The organism is Thermomonas sp. (genome assembly GCF_035369645.1).
Lineage (GTDB): Bacteria > Pseudomonadota > Gammaproteobacteria > Xanthomonadales > Xanthomonadaceae > Thermomonas.
This window is the reverse complement of sequence record NZ_DAOOUM010000062.1, coordinates 1-11,655: the sequence shown is the minus strand read 5'-3', so window position 1 is coordinate 11,655 and position 11,655 is coordinate 1. Positions and strand designations below refer to the sequence as shown.

Below are 11,655 nucleotides of genomic sequence, written 5' to 3'. Positions count from 1 at the left end.
GAATTGTTAGGGCGCAACGCCCATTAAGGAGTGAACCATGAGTACCACAAAGATTGTATCGCTGTCCGTTGCTGGGCTTGTCGCATTTGTGCTGTCGCTGATGTGGGGTATCCCGTACTACAACGTCTGGCAGCAGCGACTGGCTGGCGAGGCATCGCTTGCCAGAGCAACGCAAGACCGACAAATCGCGGTGCAGGAAGCGCAGGCGAAGAAGGAAGCAGCCACGATGCTTGCTGCGGCGGAAATTGAGCGCGCAAAAGGCGTTGCCGCCGCGAACAAGATCATTGGTGACAGTCTCCACAACAACGAGGACTACTTGCGCTACCTGTTCGTGAACGGGCTGGAAAACACGAAAAACCAGGTGATCTACGTCCCGACTGAGGCGAACTTGCCGATTCTTGAGGCCAGCCGCCGCACACCAGCCGCTGCGCCCTAACGCCCAAATCAGCCGCGCGTATTTTGCGTCGGCTGCATTTGCTTGTTAGGGCTTGACATGCGTTTGTGCCTCTCTAAAATAGGTACTCACTACAGGTTTCGCAAGGGAAACTCACAATGGGTACCGAAGCTAGCATCAAAGATACCGCTGCGCAACTAAAGATTAGCGAGCAACGAGCCAGAACCCTGTGCCGTCAAGGGGAGCTGGAGTCAAGAAAAATTGGAAATAGCTGGGTAGTTCTGCAAAAAAGCATTGATACTTACGGCCTCGTTAGCGGGCACAGAATCGCTGAGGATCACCCAGCTTATAACGTTTCTGCCACCGCCAGAAAACCGATTGCCCTTAGCTTTTTCTCTGGGGCCATGGGCCTTGACTTGGGTATTGAAAAAGCTGGTTTTCACGTTCGGCTGGCATGTGAGGTCGATAAATACTGTAGGCAGACAATAGCACTGAACCGTCCGGATACCGCCCTACTTGGCGATATTAACGATTATGCGGCGGAAGATGTGCGAAGGGCTGCTGGTCTTTCTGTTGAAGACGATATTGATCTTATCGTTGGCGGCCCACCCTGCCAGGCATTCAGTACCGCGGGGAAGCGACAAGGTTTGAGCGATGAGCGAGGTAATGTATTCCTAAAGTATCTCGATCTGGCTTTGGAGCTTAAACCAAAGTACCTAGTCATCGAAAATGTTCGGGGGTTACTTTCATGCCCAATGGAGCACCGCCCCCACCATTTACGGGGGGACGGGTTCCCGGATTTAGCAGAAGATGAACTAAAAGGTGGGGCATTGAACTTCATACTCAGAAAGCTAGACAAATCCGGTTATGGTTACTCGTTCAATTTGTATAATTCTGCCAATTTTGGTACCCCTCAAGTAAGAGAACGGGTCATCATTATCTGTTCACGAGATGGTAAAAAACCTCCTTACCTTGTTCCAACTCACTCTCAGGATGGAGTTTTTGATCTTCCAAAATGGAAAACATTAAGATCCTGTTTGGGCAACATTGATAAGCATCGTCACCTAAACTTTCCCGAGAAGAGATTAAAATACTATCGCTTGTTAAAACCCGGCCAAAACTGGAGAAACCTTCCAGAAGACTTGCAAAAAGAGGCTTTGGGGAAATCATTTTACGCAGGCGGTGGCAAAACTGGATTTTTACGTCGATTAGACTGGAAAAAACCATCTCCAACGCTAGTTACGCACCCAGCGATGCCCGCAACTGACTTGGCGCACCCGGAAGAAGATAGACCATTATCCATTGAGGAATATAAGCGTATACAGGAGTTCCCAGATAGTTGGCAATTAGCAGGCCCGCTCATTCAGCAATACAAGCAGGTTGGTAACGCTGTGCCGCTCAGTTTGGGGGCGGCCGTCGGTAGCCTGGTGATGAATCTTTTGTCTGGCAACAAAGTGGTAAATTTTAGAGATTTCAATTATTCACGGTATAGAAATACGTCTCACGAAGAGTGGATGTGTGAATTCCGTCAGCAAATTTCGAAGCACAATGACTCATGCTCTCAGCAAGAACTGAGTCTGGGCTAAAAGCCCAGACTCAGTTCTTTTATTTCCACGGATCAAAGATTGGCACATTTATCAATCTTTAGATTTTAAAGTTGGATGAGGAGATTTTCCTATCTTAAGTCCTGTATTTGTCTTCGTGTTGTTTCTCCCACTTGCTGAGCAATGGCCAACACCTCTTCATAAAATCCATTACCTCCTAGGGTATCCCAGTATTCCTTACCAATTAATACACATGGATCTGAATTGAAATTAAATATTCTCATAGGCGGACTCCAAGCATAATCCTGCTTAAAATTGCCATATGGATTGTAGTAGAGACCGTAATATACATTTGCACTTGGGTCGGCAAGTTTTAATTTAAGCAAGTCACGCTTTGCTTCCGCAGTTTGATCAATATTTGGCTTAACGGTCTTTATACTCATGTAGTTATTTATGCCATCCTTTTGCCACCAAAGATCAGAAATAACTCTAAGCTGTTGAGTTCCTTGCACTGCTCTAACCGCAGACAACTCAGATACATCAATATTCCAGTTTGCTGGCCGTCGTGCTCTACTGTTTCTGAGGCCAGAAATATGCTCTTCAATTGCATTGATTTGGTCGATCGGAAGAGTAATGAGCGTTACTTTTTGTGTTTCTGCAAATTGAGCACCGCCATTAATTGCTGCTGCCTGAGAAATCTGTTCAATCACCCTTTGCCCAAAAGATGTACTAAACGAACGCTCAAAACGACTCCAAAATAAGGCTTGTTCAGAGAGCAGGGCGGCATGAAAAGGTCTATGAGTATCTTCATGTTGTGTTCTGCTAATCGCGTTCTGTACACACGCCAAAAATTCATTAGCGATAAAATTTGCAACATCTTGACGCATCAAAAGACTTCCTTTATTTAATAGCTATTTTTATAGCTTAGGTGAGACTCATAAACTAGAGCCCTAACAGCGACATCACGCAGCCCATCGATCCATGCAGGTTAGCAGATCAGGAATTGCGCTCTAGCCGGGCGACACATCGCGCAACGGTTTTTTATTGCGTCAAAAACACGCTGCCGCACCGATGCGCAGCACCCCCACTCCCGTAGGGGTGCCGCAACTTAACTCACGCCTCGCGCCGGTTGCTCACCAACGACGCCACCACCGACGGGTCGGCGAGGGTGCTGGTGTCGCCGAGTTGGTCGGGGGCGTTTTCAGCGATCTTGCGCAGGATGCGGCGCATGATTTTGCCGCTGCGGGTTTTGGGTAGGCCCGGTGCCCATTGAATGAAGTCGGGGGTGGCGGTGGGGCCGATTTCGTTGCGCACTTGTTGCACCAGCGCGCGGCGCAACTCTTCGGTGGGCTCGATGCCTTGCTTCAACGTCACATAGGCGTAGATACCTTGGCCCTTGATGTCATGCGGGAAGCCCACTACCGCCGCTTCGGCCACATCCTTGTGCAGCACCAAGGCGCTTTCCACTTCGGCGGTGCCGATACGGTGGCCAGACACGTTGATCACATCGTCCACGCGGCCGGTGATCCAGTAATAGCCATCGGCATCGCGGCGGCAACCATCGCCGCTGAAATACATCCCCGGGTAGGTTTTGAAATAGGTGTCGATGAAGCGCTGGTGGTCGCCATAGACCGTGCGCATCTGCCCCGGCCACGAATCCAGCAACACCAAATTGCCTTCGGTGGCACCTTCCAAAAGATGTCCCTCGGCATCCACCAAGGCCGGCTGCACCCCCGGCAAGGGGTGGGTGGCCGAGCCGGGTTTGAGGTCGGTAACGCCGGGGATGGCGGAAATCAAAATGCCGCCAGTTTCGGTTTGCCACCAGGTATCCACAATCGGGCAACGCGCATCGCCCACCACATCAAAATACCAACGCCATGCTTCCGGGTTGATCGGCTCGCCCACGCTGCCCAGCAGGCGCAGACTTTTGCGCGAAGTCGCCTTCACCGGCGCCTCGCCTTCGCGCATCAAGGCGCGGATGGCGGTGGGTGCGGTGTAGAAAATCGTCACTTGATGCTTGTCGATGACCTCCCAAAACCGCGAAAAATTGGGGTAGTTGGGCACGCCTTCAAACATCACTTCGGTACAGCCATTGGCCAGCGGGCCATACACGATATAGCTGTGGCCCGTCACCCAGCCGACATCGGCGGTGCACCAGAACACGTCATCGGGTTTGAGGTCAAACGTCACGTCATGCGTGTACGCGCTCCACAACAAATAGCCGCCCGTGGTGTGCAGCACGCCCTTGGGTTTGCCGGTGCTGCCGGAGGTGTAGAGGATGAACAACGGGTCTTCTGCGTGCATGCGCTCGGGTTCGCACGCGGTCGGCTGGCTGTCCACCACCGCGTCATACCAACGGTCGCGCGGCATCTGCATGTCCACCGCGCCGCCGGTATGCCGCACCACCAGCACGGTCTCCACCGAGTGGGTGCCGGGCAGCTTGAGCGCCGCGTCCACGTTCGCCTTCAGCGGCACCTTCTTGCCGCCGCGCAGGCCTTCGTCGGCGGTGATGATCAGCTTGCTGGTGCAGTCGGCCACACGGTCGGCGATGGAGTTGGGCGCGAAGCCGCCGAACACCACCATGTGGATCGCACCGATGCGCGCACAGGCCAGCATCGCAATGGCCGCCTCCGGGATCATCGGCAAATAGATCGTCACGCGATCGCCCTTGCCAATACCCAAGCTGCGCAACGCGTTGGCCAATTGGCAGACACGCGCATGCAACTGGCGATAGGTGAGTTTTTGCACCGGCGCGTCGGGACTGTCGGGCTCAAATATCAGCGCGACTTTGTCGCCATTTTTCTCGAGGTGGCGATCCAGACAATTCACGCTGGCATTGAGCTGGCCATCGGCAAACCAACGGATACGAAAGTCTTTCAGGTCATAGCTGACATCTTTGATCTGGGTGGGCGCAACGTACCAATCCAGACGTTTGCTCAACGCGCCCCAGAACGCTTCCGGGTGTTGCTGCGCTTCGGTGCTGGCGCGTGCGCAAGCATCGCGGTTTAGGTTGGCCTGCGCGGCAAATGCAGGATCCACCGGGTACAAATCGCTCATCCAACTCTCCAAACAATGTCATGTGGGGGCATGCGCGGAGGGCACCGCGTCGTAGTCTTTGAGTGTGCCGCAAGCGCGCACCGCATCGCGTTGATTTCATGTTAAATCCAGAGCAAATCCGCAATCTTGTCCGCAAGACATTGCTGACTTCCTGCACTTGATCGCAACACAAATCGGCGCAGGATAGGCACGTCTCCACTACCCAAGACACACATTTATGCTGCCTGCCCCGCTTCGCCGCACCCCGTTGGCCCTTGCCATGCTGTGTGCCATCGCCGGCCTATCGCTGACCGCCTGCAAGCCCAAGACCAACGCCACCAGCCCCGCGCCGGTCGCCGCCGCACCCGCCGCCGCGCCCACCGTGGGCATTGATCTGGCCGGCATCGACAAAGCCGTGCAGCCGGGTGACGACTTCTACACCTATGCCAACGGCATCTGGCAGCAGAAGACCGACATCCCTGCCGACCGTGCCAGCACCGGGGTGTTCTACACCGTGTTTGAAAAGGCCGAAAAGCGCCTGTCGGATTTGGTGCTAGGCCTGCAAAAGCAAAACCCCGCCGCCGGTAGCAACGCCCGCAAGATTGCCGACTACTACGCCGCATATATGGATGAAGCCGGCATCGAAGCGCACGGACTGGCGCCATTGCAAGCCAAGCTGGCGGAAGTGGACGCCATCGCCGATACCGCTGCGCTGTCGCGCTACCTCGGCGGCACCCTGCGCGCCGATGTGGACCCGATGAATGCCACCAACTATTACACCGAGCATCTGCTGGGCCTGTTTGTGGCCGCCGGGTTGGATAACCCCACCAAGAACACCGGCTATCTGCTGCAAGGCGGCTTGGGCATGCCCGACCGCGAATACTACCTGTCCGCCGACAAGGACATGGCCAAGAACCGCGAGGCGTACAAGGCCTATCTTGCCGCGCTGCTCAAACAAGCCGGGCAGGCCGATGCCAGCAAGCAAGCGCAGGCCATTTTTGATCTGGAAATGAAGATCGCCAAGGCGCAAGCCAGCGTGGTGGATACCCAAGACATCCACAAGGCCAACAACCCGTGGCCGGTGGCCGATTTTGCCAAGCAGGCACCCGGCATCGACTGGGCCGCCTTCTTCGATGCGGCAGGGTTGAGCAAGCAGCAGACGTTGGTGGCATGGCAGCCCAATGCCATCAAACAATTGTCGGCCTTGGTGGCCAGTCAACCGCTGTCGGTATGGAAGGACTATCTACGTTTCCACTTGCTCAATCAAAGCGCCAGCCTGCTGCCCAAGGCCTACGCGGATTTACGCTTTGGCTTCTACGGCACGCAGCTGTCTGGCACCACCAAACAACGTGACCGCTGGAAGCGCGCCTTGGCCGCCACCGATAATGCCATGGGCGATGCCATTGGCCAGTTGTATGTGAAGCAATATTTTCCGGCCAGCTCCAAAGCCCAGGTCGAGGACATGGTGCATAACATTTTGGCCGCGTTCCGCGATGGCGTGGACAAACTCACATGGATGACACCGGCCACCAAACAGCAGGCCAAACAGAAAGCCGAAACCATGCTGGTGGGTGTGGGTTATCCGGACACGTGGCGCGATTATTCCAAGCTCGACATCAAGCCCGATGATGCACTGGGCAATGCGCAGCGCGCAGGTTTGGCAGAGTACCAACACCAGCTAGCCAAACTGGGCACCACGCCTGACCGCAAGGAATGGTGGATGACCCCGCAAACCGTCAACGCGGTGAACTTGCCCCTGCAAAACGCGATGAATTTCCCGGCGGCAATTCTGGAAGCGCCGTTCTTTGATCCCAAGGCCGATGCTGCCGCCAACTACGGCGCGATTGGCGCGGTGATTGGCCACGAAATCAGTCATGGGTTTGACAACCTGGGTGCCGAATTTGACGCCCAAGGCCGCCTGCACAATTGGTGGACGCCCGAAGACACCGCCCACTTCAAGGCCGCCACCGACAAGCTGGCCGCCCAGTACGACAGCTACGAAGCCCTGCCGGGCCTGCATATCAATGGCAAGCAGACCCTGGGCGAAAACATCGCTGATCTTTCTGGGGTGCAGGCGGCCTATGTGGCCTATCACAAGTCATTGAACGGCAAACCCGCACCGGTGATCGACGGTCTGACCGGTGATCAACGTTTCTTCCTCGCCTTCGCACAAGCCTGGCGCAGCAAGATGCGCGACGCCGCCCTCCGCGCACAGGTGGTCGGCAACGAACATGCCCCCGGTCAGTGGCGCGCACTCACCGTGCGCAATATCGATGCGTGGTATGCCACCTTCAATGTGAAAGATGGGCAGAAACTCTACCTGGCCCCCGATGCACGCGTGAAGATCTGGTAAGCCCACGCTTGCCGAAAAGTGTGCACCAAAACGCCGGCCGAGTGCCGGCGTTTTGGTGGGACGGCTGAATTTGTAAGACACTCAGCAGCGGCCCAACGATGGCCTTGCCATTGCCGGCAAGGTGCATGCCCGCAGCTTCTTTCACTACCCAATCGCACTGTCACACGTCCTTTTTATGGCGACAAACACGATGAACCCAGTCCCTCCACCAACCGGCGCGCACCACCACATGTTGCGTATGCATGGCCGTGACCCGCATGAAGCGCATCGGGTCTCAACCCCACTGGAACTTCTGTTCGATCTGACCTTCGTGATCAGTTTTGGGTTTGCAGCATCGCAACTGGCGCACGCATTGACGGAAGGGCATATTGCGGCCGGTCTGCTGGGTTTTGGCTTTGCAAGTTTTGCCATTTGCTGGGCGTGGACAAACTTCACCTGGTTTGCGTCGGCCTACGACACCGACGATTGGCTGTTCAGGCTGATGACCATGGCGCAGATGACCGGCGTGCTGGTGTTGGCCATTGGTCTACCTCGAATGTTTGCCTCGTTCGATAACGAAGACGGTCGGATTGATAATTCCATCATCGTGCTGGGCTACGTCATCATGCGCATCGCCATGATGTTGCAGTGGTTGCGCGCCGCACGACAAGACCCGCAACGGCGACGCACCTGCTTGACCTACGCAGCCATCATCTTGATTGCACAATTGGGATGGGTGGGGCAACTGCTGATTCCGCTGCCGATGCATCTCTCGATGGCGATCATATGCCTGCTGGTCATGTTTGAACTTGCCGGCCCGATGCTGGCCGAGCGCGTGGATGGCGGCACCCCTTGGCACGCCCACCATATCGCCGAGCGTTATGGCCTGTTTGCAATCATCGCCCTGGGCGAGGGCCTCGTCGGAACGGTGGCCGCGCTCTCGGCCGTGGTGGACACACAGGGCTGGACGCTAGAGGTACTGCTGGTGGCCGTGGCCGGGGTAGGTTTGACCTTCGGGATCTGGTGGCTTTACCAATTGCTGCCGTCCGCAGACATGCTGCATGGGCGCGGTCGCCGCACATTTGCGTGGGCGTTCTTGCAGATGATGACCTGCTCCACCATTGTCGCTATGGGCGCGGGGCTGCACCTGTCGGCCTATACACTGGAACAGAAAACGCATATCACCGCCTTTACCAGCTTTTTGATCACCGCCACTATCGTTGGCATCTTGCTGGCACTGCTCTACGCGCTGCATTACTTTCTAGTGCGCAAATTAGATCGCCTGCATCTCGGCTTGCTATTGATCACCGCAGCGATTTTTGCAGCGGCCATCTTGGCAGCGTCTGCGGGTGTTGGCATGCCGTTGTGTCTTTGCATCTTGGCACTGGCACCGGTGGTGTCGATCATTGGTTATGAACGGAAAGGGCATCGCAGACAGTCGTAACGGGTTTGCACCACCGCGCTTCCCATATGCGTTTTGAGAAGGCCAAGACCGATGCCCACAAACCCAATCGCCATCCGCCCCGTTCCGATAAACTGTCAGGCCACATTGCTGCGCCCCGCCACGCCCGGCAATGCACGTTGGCGTTTTCTGCGTCTCCCGCAGCAGGCCAGCGCGCAACTGCCATCACGCGGCATGGTCAGTGTGGAAGCTGCCCTCAATGGGCATGCCTTCCGCGCAACCTTGGATCCGGATGGCAACGGCAGTCATTGGCTGAAGCTGCCCGCCGCGTTGTGCAAGGCCAGCGGCGTGAAAGCCGGGGACGCAGTAACGCTGACATTTGCACCTGCCACGAGAGAACCCGCGCCGCGCATTCCGCCCGATCTGCGCAAGGCGCTCGCGCAAGCACCGGCGGCCAAGGCGCAGTGGGTAACGCTGACGCCGGAGGCTGCGCCGTAAGTGTGTGTATGGTCATGTCACGGGCAAGAATGTCGGCCCGCGCATCGCGTACCATTTCCCCCATGAAAATCGCCAGCTGGAACGTCAACTCCCTCAACGTGCGCTTGCCGCAGCTGCTGGATTGGCTGGGTGAATTCCAACCGGACGTGGTGGGCTTGCAGGAAACCAAACTGGAAGACCACCGCTTCCCCGAAGACGCCTTGCTGGAAGCCGGCTACCGCAGCGTGTTTCATGGGCAAAAGACCTACAACGGCGTCGCTATTCTTGCGCGGCATCCCATTGCGCAGCCGCAAATCGCGATCCCAGCATTCGATGACCCGCAAGCGCGCGCGATTGCCGCCACCGTGGGCGGCGTGCGCATCGTCAATCTGTATGTGGTGAACGGGCAAGACCTTGGCACCGACAAATACGACTACAAATTGCGTTGGTTGGATGCCGTGCACGGCTGGCTGGCGGAGGAACTCAAGGCGCATCCCCATCTGGTGGTGCTGGGCGATTTCAACATCGCCCCCGATGACCGCGACGTGCCGGATGCGTCGGTGTGGAATGACGACCATATCCTCACTTCCAGCGCCGAACGCGCCGCTTATCAACGGCTGCTGGCGCTGGGCCTGCACGACGGCTTGCGTCTGCTGCATGACGACGCGGCAATGTTCAGTTGGTGGGATTACCGGCAGGCCGCATTTCGTCGCAATCTGGGGTTGCGAATTGATTTGACCTTGGTCTCGGAGGCGCTGAAGGCGCGCGTAGCGGCAGTGGGCATCGACAAAACCCCGCGCAGTTGGGAGCGCCCCAGCGATCACGCCCCGGCGTGGGTGCACCTGCACGCATGAGCGGCCTTCTACAATAGGCCGATGCACGCACCTTTACGCCCCGAACTGGAAGCCGGCCTGCGCCACTTTGGGCTGGATACCGCCTTGGCCACGCCCTTGCTGGCGTATCTGGCGCTGCTGACGCGCTGGAACGCCACCTACAACCTCACCGCGATCCGCGACCCGCACGAGATGCTGGTCAAACACCTGTTGGATTCGCTGGCGATGCAGCCGTTTGTGCGCACTGTGGACACGCTGGCCGATCTGGGCACCGGCCCCGGCCTGCCCGGCATTCCGCTGGCGATCACAACGCCCGGCCTACAGGTGACTTTGGTGGAAAGCAATGGCAAGAAGGCGCGCTTTCTGCGCGAAGCCACGCGCCAGCTCAAACTGGACAATGTGCAGGTGGTGCAATCGCGGATTGAAGCGTTTCAGTCTGCAACCCCATTTGCTGCCATCACCGCGCGTGCGCTGGCCACCCTACCCTTGATTTTGCAGCTTGGTGGGCACCTGCTGGGGCCACAGGGGCATTTGCTGGCAATGAAGGGGCTCCCCCCCCAAGACGAGATCGACGCCTTGCCGGCGGGCTGGCAACTTGCCGCTGTGCATCCGCTACAGGTGCCGGGGCTGGCGGCAGAGCGCCACCTTGTGGACATCGTACGGGTGCAGGCATAGGGCATAATCGCCTGTCCTGCCTGCGCGCCGCGCAGGCGCAGCCGCAGGAAACACACGCCGCATGGCCCGCATCATTGCTATTGCCAACCAGAAAGGCGGGGTTGGCAAGACCACCACCGCCGTCAATCTGGCCGCCGCCTTAGCGCGTACCCCCAAGCGCGTGCTGCTGGTGGATTTGGATCCGCAGGGCAACGCCACCATGGGCAGTGGCGTCAACAAGCGCGAGCTGGACACCGCGATCACCGATGTCCTGCTGGGCGACGCCACCCCGCAGGCGGCGCTCTTGCGTTGCGATGACGGCTATGACTTGTTACCCGGCAATATCGACCTGACCGCCGCCGAGATCCAGTTGATGGATCTCGAAGACCGCAATGGCCGGCTCAAGCAGGCCTTGGCCAGTTTGCGCGGCGGATATGACTTCATCCTGATCGACTGCCCGCCCTCGTTGTCGCTGCTCACCCTCAACGCTTTGAATGCGGCCGATTCGGTGTTGGTACCGATGCAATGCGAGTACTACGCGCTGGAAGGCTTGAGTGCGCTGATCGACACCATCGAGGCATTGAAAAGCCGGCTCAACCCCGCGTTGGAAATCGAAGGCGTGCTGCGCACCATGTTCGATGTGCGCAACAACTTGGCCAATGGCGTGTCCGCTGAGCTTACCCAGCATTTTGGCGAGCGGGTGTTCCGCACCATCATCCCGCGCAATGTGCGCTTGGCGGAAGCCCCCAGTCACGGCCAAAGCATCATCGGCTATGACAAAACCAGCCGTGGCGGCGTGGCGTATCTTGGTTTGGCCGGGGAAGTCTTGCGGCGCCAACGTGAGCGCACGCAGTTGCAAGCAAAGGAGAGCGCAGCGTGAGCGAAGCAGGCAAGGGCAACCCCAAAAAACGTGGCCTCGGCCGTGGACTAGAGGCCTTGCTTGGGCCGAAGGCCGCCGCTGCACCCGCGTTGGAAGCACAACC

The 11,655-nt window shown here is 57.4% G+C and carries 10 protein-coding genes; 8 read left to right on the top strand and 2 right to left on the bottom strand.

Going from position 1 to position 11,655, the window contains the following annotated elements:
• Nucleotides 1-37 precede the first annotated feature (37 nt).
• Both PK789_RS10590 and PK789_RS10585 read left to right on the top strand, forming a co-directional pair.
• Nucleotides 38-436 carry an SPFH domain-containing protein gene (locus PK789_RS10590; RefSeq protein ID WP_324308715.1) on the top strand — a complete coding sequence of 133 codons (399 nt, stop codon included), beginning with the start codon at nt 38-40 and terminating at the stop codon, nt 434-436.
• Nucleotides 437-552: 116 nt separating this feature from the next.
• Nucleotides 553-1,980: a DNA cytosine methyltransferase gene (locus tag PK789_RS10585; RefSeq protein WP_324308714.1), complete on the top strand. Its 1,428-nt coding sequence runs from the start codon at nt 553-555 to the stop codon at nt 1,978-1,980.
• An 89-nt stretch (nt 1,981-2,069) separates the two neighbouring features.
• Here PK789_RS10585 and PK789_RS10580 read toward each other — a convergent pair whose 3' ends face one another.
• Complete coding sequence (locus tag PK789_RS10580; RefSeq protein WP_324308713.1) at nt 2,070-2,825, bottom strand: TdeIII family type II restriction endonuclease; 756 nt, start codon at nt 2,823-2,825, stop codon at nt 2,070-2,072.
• A gap of 226 nt (nt 2,826-3,051) precedes the next feature.
• Nucleotides 3,052-4,995 (bottom strand): acetate--CoA ligase, encoded by a 1,944-nt coding sequence (gene acs / locus PK789_RS10575; protein ID WP_324308712.1) that lies wholly within the window; start codon nt 4,993-4,995, stop codon nt 3,052-3,054.
• A gap of 217 nt (nt 4,996-5,212) precedes the next feature.
• On the opposite strand from acs, the gene PK789_RS10570 reads away from it, so the two are divergent.
• The 6 genes from PK789_RS10570 (at nt 5,213) to PK789_RS10545 (ending at nt 11,552) form a co-directional block, all read left to right on the top strand.
• Nucleotides 5,213-7,327, top strand: a complete 2,115-nt coding sequence (locus tag PK789_RS10570) for a M13 family metallopeptidase (protein ID WP_324308711.1) — start codon at nt 5,213-5,215, stop codon at nt 7,325-7,327.
• 229 nt (nt 7,328-7,556) lie between these two features.
• Nucleotides 7,557-8,750 (top strand): low temperature requirement protein A, encoded by a 1,194-nt coding sequence (locus tag PK789_RS10565; protein ID WP_324308710.1) that lies wholly within the window; start codon nt 7,557-7,559, stop codon nt 8,748-8,750.
• A 51-nt stretch (nt 8,751-8,801) separates the two neighbouring features.
• Nucleotides 8,802-9,206, top strand: a complete 405-nt coding sequence (locus tag PK789_RS10560) for a DUF1905 domain-containing protein (RefSeq protein WP_324308709.1) — start codon at nt 8,802-8,804, stop codon at nt 9,204-9,206.
• A 62-nt stretch (nt 9,207-9,268) separates the two neighbouring features.
• Entirely contained in the window at nt 9,269-10,039 is a 771-nt protein-coding gene (gene xth, locus PK789_RS10555) for an exodeoxyribonuclease III (protein WP_324308708.1), read from the top strand.
• A gap of 21 nt (nt 10,040-10,060) precedes the next feature.
• Nucleotides 10,061-10,693 (top strand): 16S rRNA (guanine(527)-N(7))-methyltransferase RsmG, encoded by a 633-nt coding sequence (gene rsmG / locus PK789_RS10550; protein WP_324308707.1) that lies wholly within the window; start codon nt 10,061-10,063, stop codon nt 10,691-10,693.
• Between the two features lie 61 nt (nt 10,694-10,754).
• Entirely contained in the window at nt 10,755-11,552 is a 798-nt protein-coding gene (locus tag PK789_RS10545) for a ParA family protein (RefSeq protein WP_324308706.1), read from the top strand.
• The last annotated feature ends 103 nt before the right edge of the window (nt 11,553-11,655 follow it).

What these genes read in the sequence shown, in the direction of transcription:
- PK789_RS10590 (WP_324308715.1), top strand. Translation starts at nt 38, where the DNA reads ATGAGTACCACAAAGATTGTATCGCTGTCCGTTGCTGGGCTTGTCGCA.
- PK789_RS10585 (WP_324308714.1), top strand. Translation starts at nt 553, where the DNA reads ATGGGTACCGAAGCTAGCATCAAAGATACCGCTGCGCAACTAAAGATT.
- PK789_RS10580 (WP_324308713.1), bottom strand. Translation starts at nt 2,825, where the DNA reads ATGCGTCAAGATGTTGCAAATTTTATCGCTAATGAATTTTTGGCGTGT.
- acs (WP_324308712.1), bottom strand. Translation starts at nt 4,995, where the DNA reads ATGAGCGATTTGTACCCGGTGGATCCTGCATTTGCCGCGCAGGCCAAC.
- PK789_RS10570 (WP_324308711.1), top strand. Translation starts at nt 5,213, where the DNA reads ATGCTGCCTGCCCCGCTTCGCCGCACCCCGTTGGCCCTTGCCATGCTG.
- PK789_RS10565 (WP_324308710.1), top strand. Translation starts at nt 7,557, where the DNA reads ATGTTGCGTATGCATGGCCGTGACCCGCATGAAGCGCATCGGGTCTCA.
- PK789_RS10560 (WP_324308709.1), top strand. Translation starts at nt 8,802, where the DNA reads ATGCCCACAAACCCAATCGCCATCCGCCCCGTTCCGATAAACTGTCAG.
- xth (WP_324308708.1), top strand. Translation starts at nt 9,269, where the DNA reads ATGAAAATCGCCAGCTGGAACGTCAACTCCCTCAACGTGCGCTTGCCG.
- rsmG (WP_324308707.1), top strand. Translation starts at nt 10,061, where the DNA reads ATGCACGCACCTTTACGCCCCGAACTGGAAGCCGGCCTGCGCCACTTT.
- PK789_RS10545 (WP_324308706.1), top strand. Translation starts at nt 10,755, where the DNA reads ATGGCCCGCATCATTGCTATTGCCAACCAGAAAGGCGGGGTTGGCAAG.